Origin of the sequence: Kitasatospora sp. NPDC097691 (assembly GCF_040302665.1) — a bacterium.
Taxonomy (GTDB): Bacteria; Actinomycetota; Actinomycetes; order Streptomycetales; family Streptomycetaceae; genus Kitasatospora.
This window is the reverse complement of sequence record NZ_JBEORY010000010.1, coordinates 12,768-34,963: the sequence shown is the minus strand read 5'-3', so window position 1 is coordinate 34,963 and position 22,196 is coordinate 12,768. Positions and strand designations below refer to the sequence as shown.

Below are 22,196 nucleotides of genomic sequence, written 5' to 3'. Positions count from 1 at the left end.
CGGCCCGTCCCTTGTCCCCGGTTGCTCAAAGGATCCGCAAATCCCCGCCCCGGGTGTGCACAGGGCTCTCCGGAACCCCTATTCTCAGGGCACATGACTGCAGCTATATCCGCCGACGGCATCCGTCAGCGGTACGGGGATGTGCAGGCCGTCGACGGGGTGTCCTTCACCGTCGAGGCCGGCGAGTTCTACGGGATCCTGGGCCCCAACGGCGCCGGGAAGACCACCACCATGGAGATCCTGGAAGGCGTCCGGGAACCGGACGAGGGCCGGGTCGAGCTGCTGGGGATGACTCCCTGGCCGCGCAATCCGAAACTGCTGCCGCGCATCGGCGTGCAGTTCCAGGCCTCCGCCTTCTTCCGGAAACTGACGGCCCGGGAGACCATCCGCACCTTCGCGTCGTTCTACGGGGTCGGCCCCAAGCGGGCCGATGCGATGCTGGAGCGGGTCGGTCTGGCCGACAAGGCCGAGACCCTGACCGACCAGATGTCCGGCGGCCAGGCCCAGCGCCTGTCGATCGCCTGCGCGCTGGCCCACGACCCGGAGCTCGTCTTCCTGGACGAGCCCACCACCGGTCTGGACCCGCAGGCCCGGCGCAACCTCTGGGACCTCCTGCGCGACATCAACGCCGAGGGCCGCACGGTCGTGCTCACCACGCACTACCTGGACGAGGCCGAGGTGCTCTGCGACCGGGTCTCGATCATGGACCACGGGAAGATCCTGCACACCGGCGCCCCCGCGGCGCTGATCCGCGAGATCGACGACACCGTCCGGATCAGCGTGGCCTCCGGCCAGCTGCCGGTCGACCGGGCCCGCGAGCTGCTGACCGCGGCCGGCGCCGACATCGCCAACCTGGAGGACGACAGCGTCTCGCTCTCCGTCTCCACCCGCCTTCCGGCCCCGGTGCTCAGCGTCCTGGCCGAGCAGAACGCGCTGCGCGGCCTCGAAGTGCGCGGCGCCACCCTGGAGGACGTCTTCCTCCAGCTGACCGGACGGGAGTTCCGCGCATGACCGCACCCACCCCGACCGAACCGAAGGTCCCCGCCCAGCGGGGCGGTCCGGTCTCCGCCGCCGGCGAGCGGGAGCGGGTCAGCGCGTTCTGGAGCCTGTCCCGCGCGATGCTGCTCGGCATGAAGCGCGACCGCACCGCGACCTTCTTCATCCTGCTCTTCCCGCTGGTGTTCCTGGTCTTCTTCGGCACCGTGACCAAGGGCTCCGGCAGCCCGCACGCCAAGGTCGCGCAGGTCGGCGCGGTGAAGCTGTTCGACTCGATGCAGGGCGACGCCCGGGCCGGGCTGAACGAGGTCCTCACGATCACCCGGACCGACGACGAGTCGGCCGCGCTGGAGAAGGTCCGCAAGGGCGACTTCGACGCGATGATCGAGCAGGGTCCCGACGGCAAGGTCCAGCTGCGCTACAGCGCCGCCGACACCGTCCGGGCCGGCGCGCTCCAGGGCATCCTCAACTCGGTGGTCCAGAGCGCCAACCAGGCGGCCACCGGGCAGCCCCCGGCCTACGTGCTGGACGCCCAGCAGGTCGAGGACAAGTCGCTCAAGCCGATCCAGTTCCTGACGCCCGGCCTGCTCGGCTGGGCCATCGCCACCGGCGCGGTGTTCGGCGCCGCGCTGACGCTGGTCAACTGGCGCAAGACCAAGGTGCTGCGCCGGCTGCGGCTGGCCCCGATCAGCGCGGGCACGGTCGTCAGCTCCCGGGTCGTGGTCTCGCTGCTGACCGCGTTCCTGCAGAGCGCCGTCTTCCTGGCGGTCGCGACGAGCTTCTTCGGGCTCAAGCTCACCGGGAACTGGTGGCTGATCATCCCGCTGGTGGCCTGCGCGACGCTCGCCTTCATGTCGATCGGCCTGCTGGCCGGCTCGGTCGCCAAGACCGAGGAGGCGGCCAACGGCATCTCGCAGGTCATCGTGCTGCCGATGTCCTTCCTGTCCGGCTCCTTCTTCCCGCTGGACGGCGCTCCGGGCTGGCTGCAGACCGTCTCCAAGGTCATGCCGCTGCACTACCTGGTCGAATCCGCCCAGTCGGTGCTGACCCGCGGCGGCGGCGTCATGGACGCCCTGCCGACCATGGGCGGCCTGCTGCTCTTCGCCGCGGTGCTGACCGGCGTCGCCTGGAAGCTCTTCAAGTGGGAAGACGCCTGACCGGTCCGACCGTCCACCGCTGACGATTCGATCCCGACGGGGTCGTACGCCTCGGGACCCACGCCTTTGGTCCTGGTGTACGACCCCGTCGGCGTCTGCGACCATGGTCGGGTGAGAGAGATCCGGCAGGGCACGTTGAGCGAGGAGACCTTCTACGACCAGGTCGGCGGTGAGCCGACCTTCCGACGTCTGGCCCACCGGTTCTACGAGGGCATCGCCGAGGACGAGTTGCTGCGGCCGATGTACCCCGAGGGCGACCTCGGCCCGGCCGAGGAGCGCATGGCGCTGTTCCTGATGCAGTACTGGGGCGGTCCGCGCACCTACAGCGACCGGCGCGGACACCCGCGGCTGCGCATGCGGCACGCGCCGTTCAAGGTCGACCGCGCGGCCCACGACGCCTGGCTGAAGCACATGCGCGCGGCCGTCGCGAGCCTGGAGCTGCCGGCCGACCACGAACGGCAGTTGCTGGAGTACCTGACCTACGCCGCCGCCTCGATGATCAACACCGAGGGCTGAGCCACCCCACCGGGTCGGCGGGGTGACGAAGCCGGTGGGCCGGCGGGGCGGGCCGGTGGGCCGCGCTACCCGATCGGGCTGAGCCCGAGACCCGCGCCCGGCGCGGCCACGGTGCGCACCGCCACGGAGCCCGCCGGGGCGCTCAGCCGCAGCCAGCCGCCCGCCCGGTGCACGGACAGCGGGGCGCCGGGCTTCAGGAAGCCCATCACGTACGCGGCGTGCGCCGCCCGCAGCGGCAGCTCCGGCAGCGCGGACACCGGGCGGGACCAGATCTCGTCGGCCAGCGCGTCCAGCACCGCACGGGTGCGGTGGTGCGCCGGCACGGCCTCGCTGCGCTCGCGGAACTCCCCCACCCCGGCCATGAGTTCGGGGTACACCCGGGCCACCGGCGGGGCCCCGACCGGCCGCCAGCCGGTGCGCGGCGGCAGCAGCCCGGCCCAGGCCGGTCCGGTCACCGGCGCGGGCAGCGCGACGGTGCCCGCCTCGGCGTCCACGCCGTCCAGCAGCTGTCCCGCCGAGACGGTCAGGTCCACCGGCTCGTCGAGGCCGCCCAGCCGCGCGGTGCGGATCGCCAGCGCGCCCGAACCGCCCAGCGGCAGCCGCCCGAAGACCGCCAGCACGCCGTCCCCTTCGCCCGGCCCCACCGCCTGCAGGCGGACGGCCGCCGCCTTGTCGAAGCGCAACAGGCGCAGCAGGAAGGCGGAGAGGTCGGCGGCCTCCCCGGCGTCGGTCAGGGCGAGGCGGGCGGTCACGGTCAACGCAGCTCAGCTCGAATCATCATGTGGCGGTCAGACCGCGGCGGGCACGACCGCGGCGGGCACGACCGCGGCCTTCTCGGCGGCGGCCTCGTCCATGAAGCGGCCGAGGAACTCCCGCTCCACGGGCGAGATCCGGCGCGGCCGGCCCTCGGCCAGGTCGTAGGGGACGACCACGGTGGACGCCCGGACGTACACGACGTCGGTGCCGTCCTCGGCGACGTCCTTGATCTCGTACGAGACGGTCAGCGAGGCGCCGCCGATCTTCGTCACCCAGGTCTCGACGGTGACCGGGTGCGGCCGGTGCACCAGCGGGCGCTTGTAGTCGATCTCGTGGCGCGCCACCACCGAGCCGCCCGCGAACTCCCCGGCGCCGGCCGCGGCGGCCTGGGTGAACATGAAGTCGATCCGGGCCTCCTCCAGGTAGCGCAGGAAGACCACGTTGTTGACGTGCCCGAAGGCGTCCATGTCGGACCAGCGCAGCGGGCAGGCGTAGATGTGGCGGGCCACGGGTGTTCTCCTCGGTTCCGGTCGCCCGCCGCCGTCCCCTCGGAGGCGACGGGCGGGGCGACGGGCCGCGGCCCGGCAGGCCGCCCCGGAGGGCAGTCTGCCGGGCCGTTGTGACGACTGGGTGTCAGCCTCGGGTCAGCTTCTTGTACGTGGCCCGGTGCGGACGGGCGGCGTCGGAGCCGAGCCGCTCGATCTTGTTCTTCTCGTAGGACTCGAAGTTGCCCTCGAACCAGAACCACTTGCTCTCGCCCTCGTAGGCGAGGATGTGGGTGGCCACCCGGTCCAGGAACCAACGGTCGTGGGAGATGACCACGGCGCAGCCGGGGAACTCCAGCAGGGCGTTCTCCAGCGAGGAGAGCGTCTCGACGTCGAGGTCGTTGGTGGGCTCGTCGAGGAGCAGCAGGTTGCCGCCCTGCTTGAGGGTGAGCGCCAGGTTCAGGCGGTTGCGCTCACCGCCGGAGAGCACGCCGGCCGGCTTCTGCTGGTCCGGGCCCTTGAAGCCGAAGGCCGACACGTAGGCGCGGGACGGCATCTCGACCTGGCCGACGTTGATCCAGTCCAGACCGTCGGAGACGACCTCCCAGAGGGTCTTCTTCGGGTCGATGTTGGCGCGCGACTGGTCGACGTAGCTGATCTTGACCGTCTCGCCGACCTTGACCGTGCCGCTGTCCGGGGTCTCCAGGTCCTGGAGCATCTTGAACAGGGTGGTCTTGCCGGCGCCGTTCGGGCCGATGATGCCGACGATGCCGTTGCGCGGCAGGGTGAAGCTGAGGTCGTCGATCAGGACCTTCTCGCCGAAGGCCTTGTTGAGGTTCTCGACCTCGATGACGACGCTGCCCAGGCGCGGGCCCGGCGGGATCTGGATCTCCTCGAAGTCCAGCTTCCGCATCTTGTCGGCCTCGGCCGCCATCTCCTCGTAGCGGGCCAGACGGGCCTTGGACTTCGCCTGGCGGCCCTTGGCGTTGGAGCGGACCCACTCCAGCTCTTCCTTGAGCCGCTTGGCGCGCTTGGCGTCCTTCTGGCCCTCGACCTTCAGACGCGACTGCTTGGTCTCCAGGTACGTGGAGTAGTTGCCCTCGTACGGGTAGGCGCGGCCGCGGTCGAGCTCCAGGATCCACTCGGCGACGTTGTCGAGGAAGTACCGGTCGTGGGTGACGGCCACGACGGTGCCCTTGTACTTCTCCAGGTGCTGCTCCAGCCAGTTCACCGACTCGGCGTCCAGGTGGTTGGTGGGCTCGTCGAGCAGCAGCAGGTCGGGGGCCTCCAGCAGCAGCTTGCAGAGCGCGACGCGGCGCTTCTCGCCACCGGAGAGCTTGGTGACCGGCCAGTCGCCGGGCGGGCAGCCCAGGGCGTCCATGGCCTGCTCCAGCTGGGCGTCCAGGTCCCAGGCCTCGGCGTGGTCCAGGTCCTCCTGGAGCTTGCCCATCTCGTCCAGCAGGGCGTCCGAGTAGTCGGTCGCCATCAGCTCGGCGATCTCGTTGAAGCGGTTGAGCTTCCCCTTGATCTCCTTTACGCCGTCCTCGACGTTCTCCAGGACGGTCTTGGACTCGTCCAGCGGCGGCTCCTGGAGGAGCATGCCGACGGTGAAGCCGGGCGAGAGGAAGGCGTCGCCGTTGGAGGGGTGCTCCAGGCCGGCCATCATCTTCAGCACGGTGGACTTACCGGCACCGTTGGGGCCCACGACGCCGATCTTCGCTCCGGGGAGGAAGCTGAGCGTCACGTCGTCAAGGATGACCTTGTCTCCGTGAGCCTTGCGCACCTTGCGCATCGTGTAGATGTATTCCGCCACGTGAGATCGCTCCGGCGTCGTCGGGAGTAATTCGGCTTGCAGCCTTCCATTGTGCCGCACCCGGCCGCGGGCCCCGAACCGCCGGGGTGCCCCTCGGGGGTATCCCGGGCCCGTCCGGCGCCGACCTCGCCGAGTTCCGCAGGTCCGCCGGGCGGTCGCTTCGCCCCGTCCGTGCAGAACGTGCCGAGTCCCGGCGGGCGGCGGCTTCGCTTCCCCCCGGCAGAAAGGCCCGGCCCCCGCAGCGAGCGGGGACCGGGCCTTTCTGTACTCAGGGCTTCAGGAGGTCAGTGCCTCGGGGCCCGTGGAGCGGGTCAGGCGGTGGTGCGACCGTGGCGGCCGCGGCGGCGCAGGACGAAGACGGCGGCGCCACCGGCCACGACCAGGCCACCGGCGACGGCGGCGAGGATCGGGGTCGAGTCATTGGCACCGGTCTGGGCCAGGCCACCGGTGCCCGGGGCGGTGCTGGTCGGAGCCGGGGTCGGGTGGCCGGCGCCGGTGCTCGGGGTGCCCGAGGGGCTGCCGGTCGGGGTGCCCGACGGAGCCGGGGTGGACGGGCCGGGGGTCGGCGTGGTGCCGGTGCCGGTCTTGCAGTCCAGGACACCCTTGAACTCGCGGCTGTAGCCGTTCGGGCCGGTGACGGTGATGTCGTAACCGGTCTTCTCGGCGACCTGGACGAGCACGCTCTCGGTCTTGCCCGGCTGGACGGTCAGCTGCTGCTTGCCGACCGTGACGGTGCCGGCCTCGTCGCCACCGTTGGTGACGGAGACGCGCACGCCGCCGTTGGCGCACTCGACCTTGGCGGTGCTGTCGATCAGCGCGCCCTTGCCCTGCTTCCAGGTGGCCTTGGCGGCGTCGGCGACGTTGAGCTTGGTGGAGCCGGCCAGGATCATGGTCTGGCTGTGCTCCTCACGGGTGTAGCCCTTGCTGAGGAAGACACGGCCGCTGGGCACCACGGTGGCGGCGCTGGCGTTCACCGTGACCGAGCCGTCCGGGGTGCCGGCCGGCACGTCCAGGAACAGCTGGGTGTCCTTGGCGATCGGACCGGCCAGCGAGCCGCCGACCGGCTTGTTGTCCGCGCCCAGCAGCTTGACCTTGTCGGCGGCGTCACCGGTGACGGAGAGCTTGACCTCGGAGGCGCTGGAGTTGAGCGTGAACGGGCCGAGCTTGGCGCCCGACTTGCCGGAGACCGAGTCCGGGCTGAGGGTCAGCGAGGGCTTCGGCTCCGCGGCGATGCCCTTGTTGGCGGTGCCGGTCAGGTAGTCGCGGAGCTTCTTGGCGTTGTCGCTGTGCGGGACGGCGTTCTTGTTGTCCGAGTACTTCCAGATCGCGGCCTGGGTGCCCGCGGCGGCGTCCTCCGGGGTCAGGCTGCCGGCACCGGCGGCCTTGGCGAGCGCCGTGAGGTCCTTGACCTGGGGGAAGGAGTTCTCCAGGATCCAGCGGATCTTGGCGGCGGCCTCGACCTTGTTCTTGTCGCCGAGGGAGCTGGAGGCCCAGTCGGACTCCTGGTACTGGATCTTCTTCCGGATGTCCACCGGGAAGCCGAAGTCGATGCAGTAGGTCTGCAGCTCACCGTCGGCGGTCTTGAGGGTGAACAGGCCGCCGTCGACGGTGCCCTCGCCCTCGACGTCGATCTTCTCGCCGAGCATGGTGTTCTGCACCACGGCGGTCACACCCGAACCCGGGGTGTCCGCCGCGACCGCCGCACCGGCTGCGAACAGGCTTCCGCCCAGCGCCAAGCTGGTCGTGAGCATGACAGTGCTTATCCGGGACAGACTCCGCCCCTGCCTCTGGAACATCTGGGATCCCTCCGGGACAGGCCGCACCGTTGGCGCGACCTGCCGACTTGCCGTGCCGCGCGTGCCCCCTGTGGCACTGCTGCGGGTATGAACCAGACGAATCCTATTGACCCCCAGGGGCCCCGAAACCCCCATGCGAAATCAGGACGATTCCGTATCTGTATCGTTATCAACCCCCTCAGATTCCACACAAGCTGACGGTGGGACAGAAAGTTTCCGCCCACTTTCCGTTATCCGGTCCGGATTGCACGTACGGGTACAACAGCCTTCTCGATCAACATATTTGTCGACAGAGAAGGGTCACCGACCGGTCAGTTCAGCGCACCCGATCCGTCACCTCCCGACTCCCCCTCGGACACCTCTCCCTGCCCGTCCGTCAGCGACGGCGCACCCGGCGGCAACGCCCGCAGGCCGGGTGCCGGGGCGACCGCGGCAGCCCTGCGCGCCTCCAGTGCGCTCACGATCCACTCCGGCACCGGCTCGCCCCCGCACTCCGCCCCGGCCCGCCCCGCACCGCCCGGGGGCTGCCCGCGCACTCCGGTCGCCCACCGGAACGCCGAGGTGCCGCGGGTGAGATCGTGCCCGACCGATCGGGCGTCGATCTCGGCCCGACTGCGCTTCGCGTCCCCGTCCACCCACTCCCGCACCCGCAACCGACCGCTCACCAACACCGGATCGCCCTTGGCCAGCGAGCCGATCAGGTTCACCGCCAGCGCCCGCCAGGCCGTCACCGTCACCCACTGCGTCTCGCCGTCCACCCAGCACTCGCGCTGCCGGTCGTACCGGCGCTCGGTGCAGCCGAGCCGGAAGTTGGCCATCGGCACCCCGCCGGCGGTTTCCCCGTAGCTCACCTCCGTCGCGACATTGCCGACCACCGTCACATGAGCCTCGTTCACGGCACACTCTCCGTTCTCGCCGATGCACCGTACGGAATCGACCGGTGCGCCTTGAGCGTGCACTTCGGGAGAAATCCGGGCCAGTGACTTCCGAAATCCTGTGGATAACTCGGCCGCCGTGGAACAGTTGTCACTCGCAGGGGTGAATTTCAGCCTTCGGGGGTCGCTTCGACCCCATCTCTTCGCGGCCATGACAACAAACCCGCTGATCGCCGCCCCGCGCGGCGCGCGCCGGAACACCCGCCGGAGGCCGTCCGCGCACGTCATCCGACCGACGGAACCGCCATTACCGCCCCCCACCCGCGCCGTCGGCGGCACATTCTCCGTGTCGAATCCATAACGGGTGAGGAGGCAGCCCCGTAACGACTGCACAACGTCCGGCGCGGAACACTCCCAGACCGCTGCACGCACGGCCTTCACCTGCGATTATCGGACCGCTCCACCGAACCGACACACCGACGACGGTGTCGTCACACCCGGCCGAGGAACTGGACACCCTTATCCTGTCCCCGACAGGGCGAGGGCCCACCACCCCCACCCCCACCCTCAGGTACGGGCCGGACAACGCGCGCCCCGGCGCTCGTCGCCCGATCCCGGCCACGGTCACGCCCACCCCTGGGCGTCGCCCGCCCCGCCCCCATAGCTCAGCGGATAGAGCACCCGCCTTCTAAGCGGTAGGTCGCAGGTTCGAATCCTGCTGGGGGCACCATCCCGCAAATTCCCGCAGGCCATCGCGCCAATCGCGACCATGCGTAGTCGCGCCGGTCCGCCCGGTAATGTCAAGCACCCACCGCGCATAACCCGTGACAATCCGTGTCATGGCCGCTGCGAAAACCACGGCCAATGCCGCCGGTTCCGGAATCGAACGGTTCGGGCGATCCCGCCGGACTCGGCGAACGGCGGAATCCCGGGCGAATCCCCCACCCGGGAGCAATCCGGCGGGCGCCCGGGGCCGGTCGGCCCACCCGGGGCCGGTCAGTCCGCCAGCCCGGCCAGATGTGCGTCCAGCAGGGCGATCTGTCGCTCCGGCGGGAACTCCCCCGGGGCGAACAGCGCCTGCACCACCAGCCCGAGCACGAAGGCCTGCGCGCCGGCGGCGACTTCGGCCGGGTCGGCCTGCGCCGGGAGCTCTCCGAGCCGTTGGGCGTCTGCGACGATCTCCGTGAGCGCCACCCGCGAGCGGGCGTAGCGGCCCGCGTGCGCGTCCGCCAGCTGCGGGTCGGCCAGGGCGTGGTCCCAGGAGCCGACCCAGATCCGGTTGCCGGCCGCGGCGTCCGCGTCCAGCGGCAGGACGTCGAGCAGCGCCGCCCGCAGCCGGGGCAGCCCGGCGGGCGGCGGCGGGCTGCCGTCGGCGGGCGCGGTGCGCCGGGGCCGTTCGCCCGAGCGCCGGTCCAGCTCCTCCAGGGCGTGGCTCAGCAGCGCCCGCTTGTTCGGGAAGTAGTGCGTCAACAGTCCCGTGGAGGCGCCCAGTTCGGCGGCCACCGCGCGCAGGGTCAGCCCCTCGAAGCCGCGGGTGGAGAGCACCCGCCACACCCCCTCGGACACTTCCGAGCGGCGGGCGTCATGGTCTCCACGGGCCGGTGTCATGGGGGCTATCGTACATACCAAACGTTTGTTATGAATGATTCCGACCAGCCCGTGCACCGCCCCCGAAAGGCCCGCCCGTGTTTGCCGTACAGCTCACCGACCACGCCGAACTGCGCCCGCTGGAACCGTGGCAGGCCCCCGAGTTCCTGGCCCACATCGACCGGGCCCGCGCCCACACCGATCCGTGGATCCCCTGGGCCACCTTCTCCACCGACCTGGACTCCGCCCGCGCCACCCTGCAGCGCTACGCCGACGGCCAGGCCGCCGACCAGAAGCGGATCTTCGGCATCTGGCGGGACGGCACGCTGGTCGGCGGCGTGATGTTCGTCAGCTTCGACACCAAGTCCGGCGTCTGCGAGATCGGCGCCTGGACCGAGCCGGCCGGCCAGGGCGGCGGCCTGATCACCGCCGCCGTCGGACAGCTGCTCGACTACGCCTTCGTCACCCGCGGCCTGCACCGGGCCGAGTGGTGGTGCACCTCCGTCAACGCCCGCAGCCGCGCCGTCGCCGAGCGGGTCGGCATGAAGCGGGACGGCGTGCTGCGCGAGTGGTACCTGCACAACGGGGTCCGCCTCGACAAGGAGATCTGGGCGATCCTGGCCCACGAGTGGTCCGCCCGGGCCTGAGCACCCGGCAGGACCCGGCCCGGAGCCGGGACGGCGGGAGCGGACACGGCAAGGGGCCCGGTGGACTCCCCTGCGGTCCACCGGGCCCCTGCCACCCCGGGTCGTTCCGGGCCTCCCGGCCGTTAGGGCCGATCGAGCCCCTCAGGCCACCCAAGCCGCTCGGCCGCTCAGGCCACCCAAGCCGCTCGGCCGCTCAGGCCGCGAGCACCGGCCGCTGCTCCTCGGGACGCTCCCCCACCGACCCGGCCCCCGCGCCCCCGGCCGTCCGCAGCCGCAGCGCCAACAGCAACGCCAGCGTCAGCAGCCCGCCGGCCGACATGAACACCACGTCCACGGCGTCCGTGAAGCTGCCCAGCGCGTGATCGCGGGCGGCGCCGGCGAGGGTACGGACCGCGCCGAACGACCCACCGGGCTCGCCCGCCGCGTAGACCCGGGCCAGCACGGTGCCGAACAGCGCCGCGCCGAGCGCGCTGCCGAGGGTCTGGAAGAAGCGCACCCCGGTGGTCGCGACGCCGAGCTGGTGGGCGGGTGCGGCCTCCTGCACCAGCATGACCAGCTGGCCGATCAGCTGCCCCAACCCGCATCCCAGCAGGGCGAGTTCGGCCATCACCACCCACAGCGCGGTGGTCGGCCCGCTGAGGCCGAGCAGGAGCAGGGCGAGCGCCGCGAGGCCGGCGCCTGCCACCAGGAAGGTCTGCGGCAGGTGGCCGCGGGCGGTCAGCTTGCCCACCAGCAGGCCGACCACGGTCATCCCGGCCGCCATCGGGACGAGGTAGAGGCTCGCCGAGGTCGGGGCCACGCCGCGGGCGATCTGCAGGTACATCATCACGTAGACGATCGAGCCGGTCATGGCCATCCCGACCAGGCCCTGGATCGCGAAGCCGAGGCGCACCGCGCGGATCCGGAACAGCGACAGCGGCAGCACCGGCTCGGCCGCGGTGGCCTGGCGCCACAGGAAGAGCGCGAACGCGGCCAGGGTCGCGGCGGCCAGCCCGAGGACCACCGGGGAGGTCCAGGCGTAGTCCTTGCCGCCCCACTCGGTGACCAGCAGCAGCCCGGTGGCGAAGGCGGCGGCGAGGGCCGCGCCGAGGAAGTCCAGGCTGCGGCGCCCGGCCGAGGCCGGCAGCTTGAGCACCAGGGCGGCGCCGACCATGACCAGCAGGCCGAGCGGCAGGTTGACGTAGAAGATCCAGCGCCAGCTGAGGTGGTCGGTGAACAGCGCCCCGATCAGCGGGCCGATCGCCATGCCGAGGCCGGCGACGACCCCGCCCATCGCCCCGCCCCTGCCGCCGCCCGCGTCCTCCGGGTCCTTGAGGTGGGCCACGACCACCATGGTGACGCTCATCAGTCCGCCGCCGCCGATGCCCTGGACGGCCCGGAAGGCGATCAGCTGCTCCATCGTCTGGGCGGCCCCGCAGAGCGCCGAGCCGAGCAGGAAGGCGCCGACCGCGCCGAGCAGTACGCGCTTGGCGCCGTAGAGGTCGCAGAGCTTGCCGTAGAGCGGCAGCAGCGCGGTGGCGGCCAGGGCGAACGCGCTGACCAGCCAGGGCAGTCGGTCGACGCCGTGGACGGGGTCGAGCTCGCGGACGATCGGCACGCTCACCGCCGAGACGATGTTCATGTCGAGCACGGCCAGCACGATCGTGACCAGGCAGATCAGCATGCCCAGCTTGCGCTGTACCGGTGTCATCAGGGCGGTGGGCGCCATCGTCGAGTCCCCCCAGGGTCGTCGGAGTTCGGTCCCGGGCCGGTGCGGTCCGGCGGGAACGGCACCACCATGACAGGATTTTTGGACTCGGTCAATCCTTGATCTCAGGCGATATTTCATCCAGGCACATCTATGTTCCGAATCAATCGTTGTTCCTGGTACAGTTCGGCCATGGCGTCCCCTTCCGGCTTCGGCCGCGGCCTCGATCACGGCTTCGACCTCGACGCGCTCCCGCTGCGTGAGCGCAAGAAGATCCAGACCGGCATCCGGCTCTGGCGGACCGCCGTCGGGCTGTTCGCCGAGCGGGGCTTCGACCAGGTCTCGGTGGCGGAGATCGCGGCCGCCGCCGACGTCTCCAAGATGACCGTCTTCAACTACTTCCCCACCAAGGAAGACCTGGTCATGAGCCCGATGGAGCAGCACCTCGACGAACCGGCCCGGGTGGTGCGCGAGCGCGGCCCGGGCACCTCGGCGGTGGCGGCGCTGCGCGAGCACTTCCTGGCCGCGCTGGGCCGGTTCGACCCGGCCACCGGGCTGAGCGACGACCCGGTCGTGCTCAACGCGGTCCGGGTGATCCACCAGACCCCGGCCCTGCTGATGCGCGCCACCGCCGGCTTCGACCAGAAGGCGCAAACCTTGCTGGCCGCCGAACTGCTCGCCCAGGACCCGGCTCACGACGAGCTCACCGCCAGGGTCGCCGCCGCCCAACTGCTGGCCGCCCGGCTGACCCTGACCGGCGAGAACCAGCGCCGGATGCTGACCGGCGAACGCGCCGAGGACGCCCTGCCCGCCGCGCTCGACGCGACCCACCGCGCCTTCGCCCTGGTCGAACGGGGCCTCGGGGACTACTGCGCCGACACGCCCTGAGAAGGTGTGCGCACCACGATCATCCGGAGGTACGCATGGACCAGGGCCAGCCCTTGCTCACCCGGGGACGCACCCCGCTGCCCACCGACGTCGACGGCCTGCTCGCCCACATCGGTGAGGACGGCGTCGCGGTACTGACGTTCTCCCGCCCGCTGCGCCGCAACGCGATCACGCTGGCCATGTGGCAGGCCCTGCCCAAGCTGCTGTTCCGGATCGCCGAACAGCCGGGCGTCCGCGTCCTGCTGGTCACCGGCGCCGCCGGCACCTTCAGCGCGGGCGCGGACATCGACGAACTCGCCGAGGTCTACGGCGACCCGGACCACGCCGACGACTACCACGCCGTCAACGTGGCCGCCGAGGAGGCCCTGGCAGCCTTCCCGCACCCGACGATCGCGGTGGTGCACGGCGCGTGCGTCGGCGGCGGCTGTCAGTTGGCGGTCGCCTGCGACCTGCGGTTCGTCGCGAACGACGCGCGGATGGGCATCACCCCGGCCAAGCTCGGCGTGGTCTACCCGGCGGTGCCGACCCTGCGGCTGGCCCGGCTGGTGGGCCCGTCCCAGGCCAAGTACCTGCTGTTCTCCGGCGAATTGGTGCAGGGCCTGCGGACCTCCGTGATCGGCCTGGCCGACCGGGTCGTCCCCGCCGCCGAACTGGACGGGAACGCGCTGGAGTTCGCCCGGCTGCTGACGCAGCGCTCGCCGCAGACCATCGGCGCCGTCAAGGCCGCGCTGTCCGTCCCGCCGGAGCAGGCCGCGCAGGCGCTGGAGCCGTGGGAGCGCCGCTCCCGCGAGGCCTCGGACGTCCACGAGGGCCTCGCGGCGTTCCTGGCGGGCCGCCCGCCCCGGTTCTGAACCCCGGGGGGAGCCGTCACGACGGCAGCCCCGGGAAGCCGTCACGACGGACCGTCCCGCGCCGAGCCCCCCACGGGTTCGGCGCGGGACGGTCGGCCGCCGCCCACCGCTCAGCGGATCGGCATCCCCGAGATCGCCCGGGCGATCACCAGCCGCTGGATCTCGCTGGTGCCCTCGAAGATCGAGTAGATCGCGCTGTCCCGGTGCATCCGCTCCACCGGGTACTCCCGGGTGAAGCCGTTGCCGCCGAGGATCTGCATCGCCTGCGCGGTGACGTACTTGGCCGTCTCGCCCGCGTACAGCTTGGACATCGAGCCCTCGGCCGCGGTGAACGGCTGGTTGTTGACCGCCATCCAGGAGGCCCGCCACACCAGCAGCCGGGCCGCGTCGATCCGGGTCTTCATGTCGGCGAGCTGGAAGGCCACACCCTGGTTGTCGATGATCGGGCGGCCGAACTGCTCGCGCGTCTTCGCGTAGTCCAGCGCCACCTCGTACGCGGCCCGGGCGATGCCGATCGCCTGCGCACCGACGGCCGGGCGGGAGGCCTCGAAGGTCGCCATCGCCGCGTTGCCCCGGCCGCCCGGGCGCTTGACGCCCTCGCGGGCCCGGGCCAGCCGCTCGTCCAGCTTCTCCTTGCCGCCGAGCAGGCAGCTGCCGGGCACCCGGACGCCGTCCAGCACCACCTCGGCGGTGTGCGAGGCCCGGATGCCGTGCTTCTTGAACTTCTGGCCCTGGCTCAGCCCGGGCGTGCCCGGCGGGACGACGAAGGAGGCCTGCCCCTTGGCGCCGAGCTCCGGGTCGACGGTGGCGACCACCACGTGGACGGCGGCGATCCCGCCGTTGGTGGCCCAGGTCTTGGTGCCGTTGAGCACCCACTCGTCCTTGGCCTCGTCGTACACCGCACAGGTGCGCAGTGCGGAGACGTCGGAGCCGGCGTCCGGCTCGGAGGAGCAGAAGGCGGCCACCTTGACGTCGTCGGGGGTGCCGAACATCTGCGGGGTCCAGGTGCCGATCTGCTCGTCGGTGCCGTTGGCCAGCACCGCGACGGCGGCCAGGGTGGTGCCGACGATGGACAGCCCGAGGCCCGCGTCGCCCCAGAACAGCTCCTCCATCGCGATCGGGATGCCGACGCCGGAGGGGTCGAAGTACTGCTGGGCGTAGAAGTCCAGGGAGTAGATGCCCAGCTTGGCGGCCTCCTGGATGATCGGCCAGGGGGTCTCCTCGCGCTCGTCCCACTCGGCCGCGGCCGGGCGCATCACGTCGGCGGCGAAGCCGTGCAGCCAGTCGCGTACGGCGAGCTGGTCCGCGCCCGGGTCCAGCGAGAACGTGCTGCTCATGGGTGCTTGCCTCCGAAGACGTGTGCGGCCGACCGGGGTGTTACCTCGGGTAACATCGTCGGAGTCTGCTACTGATTGGTAACCGGTGTCAACGCCCGTGACCGGTGTCAATACCGAGTCAGCCCCCACCTCCGAGGAGCAGCGCATGTCCCGAGAGCCCCGCCGCGAGCAGCTGCTCAACGCCGCCGACCGGGTCATCCAGCGCGAGGGTCCCACCGCCAGCATGAACGCCATCGCCGCCGAGGCCGGCATCACCAAGCCGATCCTCTACCGGCACTTCGGCGACCGGAACGGGCTGATCAGAGCCCTCACCGAGCGGCACACCGGCGGCCTGCTGGCCGCCGTCCGGGCCGCCCTCGCCGAGCCGCTGGAGCGCCGCGACCGGGTCGAGCACGTGCTGGACACCTACCTCGCCGGGATCGAGGCCCGACCCCAGGTCTACCGGCTGCTCACCCACCCCGAGCCGGGCGACCCGAGCGGCGCCGGCAACGCACTCGCCCCCGCGCTCCGGCAGATCGCCGAGGAGATCACCCGGGCCGTGCAGAGCCAGGTCGACCTCGGCGCCGACCGCGACCTGCTCGCCGAGGCCTGGGGCCGGGGCATCACCGGCATGGTGCTGGCCGCCGGGGACTGGTGGCTGGAGACCAAACCCTGCTCGCGCACCCGGATGGTGCAGGCGCTGGCCGACCTGCTCTGGGGCCGCCTGGCCGCCGCCGCGGACCTGCCGACCGCCGTCCTGCCGACCGCCCCGGCCGAGCCTGCCGCGGACTGACCTCCCGCCGGCCGAACTCCCCTTTCACACACGAGCCTTGTCGCGTACGACCCTTGTCGCGCACGACCCTTGTCGCGCACGACCCTTGTGCGGTGGGCGGCGGCACGGGCATCATCGGGCCCCCACCCCCCGCCGTGCGAGGTCCCCGATGCGCCTGCGCCGCACCGCCGTTGCCCTGCTGCTCGCCGCCACCGCCGCACTGACCGCCGCCCCGGCCCAGGGCGCCCCGAGTCCGACTCCCGGCGCCACGGCCGCGCGCTTCCCCACCGGCACGGCCACGTCCCCGGAGGGCCGCACCGCCCTCACCGACGACCGGGGCCGCCGGCTCGGGCTGCGCGGCTTCAACCTCGACAAGTACGCCGAGGCCACCGAGGCCGACCTCCGGTCCATCGCCGCCCAGGGGTTCACGCTCGTCCGGCTGCCGGTCTCCTGGACCAGGCTGGAGCCCCGGCGCGGCCACCTCGACGGTGCCGAGCTGCACCGCCTGCAGCAACTCCTCGGCTGGGCCGACCGCCTGAACCTGCTCGTCCTGGTCGACTTCCACCAGGACGTCTACGGACCGAAGTTCGGCGGCGGCACCAACGGCATCCCGGTCTGGGCCACCCGGGACGACGGCCTGCCCTTCACCCCCGACCCGGACGACTGGTTCGCCGGCTACTTCCAGCCCGCCGTCCAGGCCGCCTTCCGCCACCTCTACGACGACCCCGACCTGCGCGCCTGGCAGGCCGACTTCGACACCCGGCTCGCCCGCGAACTACGCGGCCACCGCTCGCTGTTGGGGTACGACCTGTTCAACGAGCCGTTCGGCCCGGTAGACGGCGACCCGAGCGACCCGGCGGTGCTGGCCGCCGCCTCCGCCGCCCTGGAACAGGGCCGGCTGGCCGACATGTACCGCCGTCTGATCACCGCCGTGCGCCGGGCCGACACCCGCGCCTGGCTGTTCGTGGAACCGACGGTCCTGGTCGGCCAGGGCGTGCCGACGCGACTGCCCGGCTTCACCGACCCCCGCCCCGGCGCACCCCGGCTCGGCTACGCGCCGCACTTCTACTCCACCGCCGTAGAGAACGGCGCCGACTGGGACCCGTCCGACGGCTTCGTCGAGCAGTACACCGCCGCGATCACCGCCTACCCCGCCGCCCACCGCCTGCCGGTCCTGGTCGGCGAGTGGGGACCGCCGAACTCCCGCACGCCGGGCAACGGCCTGCTGGTCCGCCGGCAGGTCGCCGCGATGGACGGCTTCGCCGAGGGCTGGACGATGTGGTACTGGTGCCGGGGCACCGGCGGCTACTGCGCGCTCGACCCGGCCGGGCACCCCGCACCCGGCGACGAGCCCGCCTTCGGCCCGTACCCCGCCGCCGTAGCCGGCACCGGGGTCCGCACGGACGGCGGCACGGTCCGCTGGAGCGCCGACGGCACCGGGAACGGCAGCGAACTCGTCCTGCCGCCCGCCGCGTTCCCGCACGGCGCGAGCGTCGCGGTCTCCCCCGCCGACGCCCGCGTCGAGGTCGAGCAGCCCGCGGACGGACACGCGGGAGCCGTACGGATCCGGCTCCCGCACGCCCGGCCGGGCACCGCCGTGACGGTCACCCTCACGGCCCGGTGAGGCCGCGTTACAGCAGCCCCCGGCGGGCCAGCAGCGGCTCGGTCTCCGGCGCCCGGCCGACCACCGCGCGGAAGGACTCCAGCGGGTCCCGGCTGAACCCGCGCGCCAGCAGCTCGCGCCGGAACAGCTCGCCGCTCTCCCGCACCGGCCGCTCGTTGCCCTCGAACCACTGCACGGTGTCGGCGTCCAGCACCTCCGACCAGATGTAGGCGTAGTACGCCGCGCTGTAGCCGCTGGAGAAGACGTGCTGGAAGTACGCCGTCCGGTAGCGCGGCGGGATCGCGTCCACCCCGACCCCGGCCGCCGCGAGCGCCCGGGACTCGAACTCCTCGGCGTCGGCGATCTCCTCGCCCTGCGGCACGGTGTGCCAGGCCCAGTCCAGCAGCGTGGCCGCCAGGTACTCCACCGTCCGGAAGCCCTGCCCGAAGCCCTCGGCCGCCGTCATCCGCTCGACCAGCCCGGCCGGCAGCGGCTCCCCGGTCTCGTGGTGGCGGGCGTAGTTGGCCAGCACCTCCGGCCGGACCATCCACATCTCGTTGACCTGCGACGGGAACTCCACGAAGTCCCGGGGCACCGAGGTGCCCGAGAACAGCGGGTACCGCACGTCCGAGAACAGCCCGTGCAGCGCGTGCCCGAACTCGTGGAAGAGCGTGCGCACCTCGTCCCAGGACATCAGCACCGGCTCGCCGGGCGCCGGGAGCGGGATGTTGAGGTTGTTCAGCACCACCGGACGCTGCCCGGTCAGCGCGGACTGCTCGACCAGCGAGTCCATCCAGGCACCGCCGCGCTTGGACGCCCGGGCGTGGAAGTCGCCGATGAACAGGCCCAGCGCGGTGCCGTCCTCCTCGAACACCTCGAAGACCCGCGCGTCCGGGTGGTGGGCCGTCATGTCCGGCCGCTCGGTGAAGCTCAGGCCGTACGCCAGGTTCGCCGCGAAGAACACACCGTCGCGCAGCACCCGCTCCAGCTCGAAGTACGGGCGCAGCACCGCCGCGTCGACCTGGAAGGAGCTCTGCCGGACCTTCTCCGAGTAGTAGGCCCAGTCGTGCGCGGCGATCTCCCCGATCCCGTCCGCGGCGGCCGCCGCGGCCAGCTCGGCGGCCTCCCGCCGGGCGTTGGCCACGGCCGGACCGACCAGCCGGGCCAGCAGGGCGGAGACCGCCTCGACCGTGCCCGCCGTCTCGTCCGCCACCACGTACGCGGCGTGGCTCGGGTACCCGAGCAGCGCGGCCCGCTCGGCGCGCAGCCCGGCCATCCGGATCGCGATCGGGCCGTTGGCCTCGATGCCCCGGCCGAGCGAGGCGGCGAGCAGCCGCTCGCGCACCGAGCGGTCGGTGAGCTGGGCGAGTTCGGGCTGACCGGAGGTGTTCTTCAGGCTCAGCACGTACGCGCCCTCGTGGCCGAGCACCCGGGCGTTCTCCGCGGCGCCGGCGATCGCGCCCTCGGACAGCCCGGCCAGCTCCTCCGCGGAGTCCAGGACCAGCGCGTTGGCCCGGGTCTCCGCGTTCACGTTCTGCTGGAACGTGGTGCCCAGCGCGGCGAGTTCGGCGTTCAGCTCGCGCAGCCGGGCCTGCTCGGCCCCGCCCAGCCGGGCACCGGAACGCTCGAAGCCCGTGTACCGGCGCTCCAGCAGGCGCAGCGACTCCGGGTCCAGGCCGAGCTCCGTGCGGCTCCCGTACAGGGCCTCGATCCGGGCGAACAGCGCGCGGTCCAGGTGGATAGCGTCGTGGTGGGCGGCGAGCAGCGGGCTGACCTTGGCCTCCACCTCGTCCAGCAGGTCGGTGGTGTCGGAGGAGGACTGGTTGCGGAACACCACGTCCACCCGGCGCAGCAGCTCCCCGGAACGCTCCAGGGCCACCAGGGTGTTCTCGAAGGTCGGCAGGCTCAGGTCGGCGGTGATCGCCGCGATCTCGGCCAGCTGCTCGGCCATCCCGCGCTCGTAGGCGGGCAGGTAGTGCTCCTCCCGGATCTCCGCGAAGGGGGGCAGCTCGTAGTCCAGCGTGCTGGGCTGGAAGAACGGGTTCTCGGTCATTTCGCCGACCATACGCGGTGTCACCCGCCCTGCCTATGCGGCCCGAGCCCGTTGTCGTACCCACCCGTTAACGTCAGCGCAGGACACCCGTAAGCCCGCACATCCGTGCCCGTACCCGCACGCCCGACCGCGCGCCGGAGAGGAGCAGCCCCCGTGGCACCCAGGACGGCCCTCGCGCCCGACCCGCACGGCCCCGGCGGCCGCCTCCAGCCGCTGGACGACGCGGGCGCCCCGCTCGGCCCGCCCGAGGCGGTCCGCGACCTCGCCGCCGCGGTCGCCGCCCGGGAGGCCGCCGAGCAGACCCGCTGGGTCTGGGCCGCCGCCGACTCCGCGTACGCCCCGCTGCTGGCGCGGCTGCCCGACCGGCTCGCCCGCTGCCACGACCTGCGGCTGGTCGAGGCGCTGCTGGTGGCGCACGAGGGCCGGTTCGGCGCGCCGCGCTCGCTCGGCGCCGCCTGGTGCCGGCTGCGCGGCCTGCCCGTCCCGGCGGACCTGGCCGAGCCAGGCCCGGCCGACGCCGACGACGGCCAGGACACCCTGTTCGCCCCCGACCGGCTGCAACTGCCCCCCGGCGCCGACCCGCTGGCCGCCGTGGTCGCCGTCCACGCGGAACAGCAGCGCCGGATCGCCGCGATCGCCGAGCCGGGCGCCCGGCAGCGGTTCCGGCTGCTGGTCGCCGCCGAGTCGGCCGGCGCCCTGGTGGCCGCGGAGATCGCACACGACGGCCTGCCCTGGCGCACCGACGTCCACGACCGGCTGCTGACCGAACTGCTCGGCCCCCGCCCCGCCGTGCCCGGCACCCAGCCCCGGCTGCTCGCCGACCTCGCCGTCGAGCTCCAGCACGCCCTCGGCGCCAAACCGTTCAACCCCGACTCGCACACCCAGGTGCTGCGCGCCTTCGCCGACGCGGGCATCCCGCTCGGCTCCACCCGCTCCTGGGAGCTCAAGGGCATCGACCACCCGGCCGCCCGGCTGCTCGTCCGCTACAAGGAGCTCGCCCGGATCCACGTCGCACACGGCTGGGCCTGGCAGGACGCCTGGGCCCGCGGCGGCCGCTTCCGGCCCGAGTACGTGGTCGGCGGCGTGGTCTCCGGCCGCTGGGCCAGCCGCGGCGGCGGCGCCCTGCAGATCCCGCGCATCCTGCGCCGGGCCGTGGTCGCCGACCCGGGCTGGCTGCTGGTGGTCGCCGACGCCGCCCAGCTGGAGCCCCGGGTGCTCGCCGCGCTCTCCCAGGACGCCGGGCTGGCCCGCACGGCGGCCGGCGGCGACCTGTACGAGGCGCTCGCCGCCACCGCCTTCCAGGGCGACCGGGAGAAGGCGAAGCTCGGCCTGCTCGGTGCCATGTACGGGCAGACCAGCGGCGACATCGGCCCGCTGCTGAACACCCTGCGCCGCCGCTACCCGGCCGCGATGGGCTACGTCGAGGCCGCCGCCCGCACCGGCGAGGACGGCGGCGTGGTCGCCTCCCGGCTCGGCCGGGTCTGCCCGCCGGCCTCCGCCGACTTCCTCGACCTGACCGAAGCCGACACGGCGGGCGAGGCCGGCGGCCGCACCGCCCGCGCCCGGGGCCGCTTCACCCGCAACTTCGTCATCCAGGCCAGCGCCGCCGACTGGGCCCTCGCCCTGCTCGCGGCGCTGCGCCGACGGCTCGCCGAACTGCCCGCGGCCGGCCCGGCGGACCGCCCGCACCTGGTGTTCTTCCAGCACGACGAAGTGATGGTGCACACCCCGGCCAACCTCGCCGACGAGGTGGCCGCCGCCGTCGCCGAGGCCGCCGACGAGGCCCGCCGGCTGGTCTTCGGCGACACCCCCGTGCGCTTCCCGCTGACCACGGCGGTGGTGGACTGCTACGCCGACGCGAAGTGACGCCGCCGGCTCGTGCCCCTACAGCTTCCGGAAGGAGCGTGCGTCCTCGGCCGCCGCGACCACCTCGGCCAGCCCCGCGCCGGCCGAGGCGGTGACGGCGGCGGCCACCGCGCCCTCCACGAACGGCGCGTCCACCAGCCGCACGCCCGGACGCGGCTCGTCCTCCAGGACGGTGACGGCGGTCAGCACCGAGCTGCCGAGATCCGGCAGCACGACCACGCCCGCCCCGCCGTCCGCCTGCGCGATCGCCCCGGCGATCAGGTCGTAGCTGGTGCCGAGCCCGCCGTCCTCCGTCCCGCCGGCGACCACCACCCGCACGCCGTCCGGGGCGAGTTCGGCGAGCAGCTCGCGCAGCCCCTCCGCGAGCCGGGCGCTGTGCGAGACCAGGACGATGCCCACGTTTCCGCTCATGCCGACGACCCTACGGGCCGCGCCCACTGCTCCGGGAGGGTGACCGGAAACGCGCGTGTCGCATCCCGTGCCCATCACCCCCGTCTGGCGTAGCGTCGGGTCAGCAGCGTTGACGGCCGTA

The 22,196-nt window shown here is 72.7% G+C and carries 19 protein-coding genes and 1 tRNA gene; 10 read left to right on the top strand and 10 right to left on the bottom strand.

Annotated features, from left to right (window positions below; genetic code table 11):
- Nucleotides 1-93: 93 nt before the first annotated feature.
- From ABTY56_RS09905 to ABTY56_RS09895, 3 genes are all read left to right on the top strand, one after another.
- A complete protein-coding gene (locus ABTY56_RS09905) occupies nucleotides 94-1,011 on the top strand; it encodes an ABC transporter ATP-binding protein (RefSeq protein ID WP_350627973.1) in 918 nt (305 codons plus the stop codon).
- Complete coding sequence (locus tag ABTY56_RS09900; RefSeq protein WP_350627971.1) at nucleotides 1,008-2,153, top strand: ABC transporter permease; 1,146 nt, start codon at nucleotides 1,008-1,010, stop codon at nucleotides 2,151-2,153. Before ABTY56_RS09905 ends, ABTY56_RS09900 begins: the two co-directional genes overlap by 4 nt.
- A gap of 111 nt (nucleotides 2,154-2,264) precedes the next feature.
- Entirely contained in the window at nucleotides 2,265-2,669 is a 405-nt protein-coding gene (locus ABTY56_RS09895; RefSeq protein ID WP_350627970.1) for a globin, read from the top strand.
- Between the two features lie 65 nt (nucleotides 2,670-2,734).
- Here the strand turns inward: ABTY56_RS09895 and ABTY56_RS09890 are convergent, their stop codons facing one another.
- The 5 genes from ABTY56_RS09890 to ABTY56_RS09870 all read right to left on the bottom strand — a co-directional run bounded on the left by ABTY56_RS09890 (nucleotide 2,735) and on the right by ABTY56_RS09870 (nucleotide 8,415).
- On the bottom strand, nucleotides 2,735-3,421 hold the full coding sequence (locus tag ABTY56_RS09890) for a DUF8010 domain-containing protein (protein ID WP_502893068.1): 687 nt from the start codon (nucleotides 3,419-3,421) through the stop codon (nucleotides 2,735-2,737).
- 36 nt (nucleotides 3,422-3,457) lie between these two features.
- The gene (locus tag ABTY56_RS09885) at nucleotides 3,458-3,934 is read right to left on the bottom strand and encodes an acyl-CoA thioesterase (protein ID WP_350627966.1); all 477 of its coding nucleotides are present in this window, start codon (nucleotides 3,932-3,934) and stop codon (nucleotides 3,458-3,460) included.
- A gap of 124 nt (nucleotides 3,935-4,058) precedes the next feature.
- Nucleotides 4,059-5,723: an energy-dependent translational throttle protein EttA gene (gene ettA / locus ABTY56_RS09880; RefSeq protein WP_350627965.1), complete on the bottom strand. Its 1,665-nt coding sequence runs from the start codon at nucleotides 5,721-5,723 to the stop codon at nucleotides 4,059-4,061.
- A 311-nt stretch (nucleotides 5,724-6,034) separates the two neighbouring features.
- Nucleotides 6,035-7,474 carry a Cys-Gln thioester bond-forming surface protein gene (locus ABTY56_RS09875; RefSeq protein WP_350627964.1) on the bottom strand — a complete coding sequence of 480 codons (1,440 nt, stop codon included), beginning with the start codon at nucleotides 7,472-7,474 and terminating at the stop codon, nucleotides 6,035-6,037.
- 356 nt (nucleotides 7,475-7,830) lie between these two features.
- Complete coding sequence (locus tag ABTY56_RS09870; RefSeq protein ID WP_350627962.1) at nucleotides 7,831-8,415, bottom strand: single-stranded DNA-binding protein; 585 nt, start codon at nucleotides 8,413-8,415, stop codon at nucleotides 7,831-7,833.
- Between the two features lie 633 nt (nucleotides 8,416-9,048).
- On the opposite strand from ABTY56_RS09870, the gene ABTY56_RS09865 reads away from it, so the two are divergent.
- Nucleotides 9,049-9,124: transfer RNA gene (locus ABTY56_RS09865), tRNA-Arg, on the top strand.
- A 266-nt stretch (nucleotides 9,125-9,390) separates the two neighbouring features.
- Here the strand turns inward: ABTY56_RS09865 and ABTY56_RS09860 are convergent.
- Nucleotides 9,391-10,002: a TetR/AcrR family transcriptional regulator gene (locus ABTY56_RS09860; RefSeq protein WP_350627960.1), complete on the bottom strand. Its 612-nt coding sequence runs from the start codon at nucleotides 10,000-10,002 to the stop codon at nucleotides 9,391-9,393.
- Between the two features lie 77 nt (nucleotides 10,003-10,079).
- Between ABTY56_RS09860 and ABTY56_RS09855 the strand changes: the two genes are divergently transcribed.
- Entirely contained in the window at nucleotides 10,080-10,628 is a 549-nt protein-coding gene (locus ABTY56_RS09855) for a GNAT family N-acetyltransferase (RefSeq protein WP_350627959.1), read from the top strand.
- A gap of 193 nt (nucleotides 10,629-10,821) precedes the next feature.
- On the opposite strand, the gene ABTY56_RS09850 is transcribed toward ABTY56_RS09855, so the two are convergent.
- Nucleotides 10,822-12,336: an MFS transporter gene (locus ABTY56_RS09850; RefSeq protein ID WP_350627958.1), complete on the bottom strand. Its 1,515-nt coding sequence runs from the start codon at nucleotides 12,334-12,336 to the stop codon at nucleotides 10,822-10,824.
- Between the two features lie 171 nt (nucleotides 12,337-12,507).
- Between ABTY56_RS09850 and ABTY56_RS09845 the strand changes: the two genes are divergently transcribed.
- Together ABTY56_RS09845 and ABTY56_RS09840 are read left to right on the top strand one after the other, a co-directional pair.
- Nucleotides 12,508-13,203, top strand: a complete 696-nt coding sequence (locus tag ABTY56_RS09845; RefSeq protein ID WP_350627956.1) for a TetR/AcrR family transcriptional regulator — start codon at nucleotides 12,508-12,510, stop codon at nucleotides 13,201-13,203.
- A 35-nt stretch (nucleotides 13,204-13,238) separates the two neighbouring features.
- Entirely contained in the window at nucleotides 13,239-14,054 is an 816-nt protein-coding gene (locus ABTY56_RS09840; RefSeq protein ID WP_350627955.1) for an enoyl-CoA hydratase/isomerase family protein, read from the top strand.
- Between the two features lie 110 nt (nucleotides 14,055-14,164).
- Here ABTY56_RS09840 and ABTY56_RS09835 read toward each other — a convergent pair whose 3' ends face one another.
- Entirely contained in the window at nucleotides 14,165-15,391 is a 1,227-nt protein-coding gene (locus ABTY56_RS09835; protein ID WP_350627953.1) for an acyl-CoA dehydrogenase family protein, read from the bottom strand.
- Between the two features lie 145 nt (nucleotides 15,392-15,536).
- Between ABTY56_RS09835 and ABTY56_RS09830 the strand changes: the two genes are divergently transcribed.
- On the top strand, nucleotides 15,537-16,163 hold the full coding sequence (locus ABTY56_RS09830; RefSeq protein ID WP_350627951.1) for a TetR/AcrR family transcriptional regulator: 627 nt from the start codon (nucleotides 15,537-15,539) through the stop codon (nucleotides 16,161-16,163).
- 148 nt (nucleotides 16,164-16,311) lie between these two features.
- Nucleotides 16,312-17,766, top strand: a complete 1,455-nt coding sequence (locus tag ABTY56_RS09825) for a cellulase family glycosylhydrolase (protein ID WP_350627949.1) — start codon at nucleotides 16,312-16,314, stop codon at nucleotides 17,764-17,766.
- A gap of 7 nt (nucleotides 17,767-17,773) precedes the next feature.
- On the opposite strand, the gene ABTY56_RS09820 is transcribed toward ABTY56_RS09825, so the two are convergent.
- Nucleotides 17,774-19,798, bottom strand: coding sequence for a M3 family metallopeptidase (locus tag ABTY56_RS09820; protein ID WP_350627947.1), 2,025 nt, complete (start codon nucleotides 19,796-19,798; stop codon nucleotides 17,774-17,776).
- 153 nt (nucleotides 19,799-19,951) lie between these two features.
- Between ABTY56_RS09820 and ABTY56_RS09815 the strand changes: the two genes are divergently transcribed.
- On the top strand, nucleotides 19,952-21,664 hold the full coding sequence (locus tag ABTY56_RS09815; RefSeq protein ID WP_350627946.1) for a bifunctional 3'-5' exonuclease/DNA polymerase: 1,713 nt from the start codon (nucleotides 19,952-19,954) through the stop codon (nucleotides 21,662-21,664).
- Nucleotides 21,665-21,682: 18 nt separating this feature from the next.
- Here ABTY56_RS09815 and dhaM read toward each other — a convergent pair whose 3' ends face one another.
- Entirely contained in the window at nucleotides 21,683-22,075 is a 393-nt protein-coding gene (gene dhaM / locus ABTY56_RS09810; protein WP_350627945.1) for a dihydroxyacetone kinase phosphoryl donor subunit DhaM, read from the bottom strand.
- Between the last annotated feature and the right edge of the window lie 121 nt (nucleotides 22,076-22,196).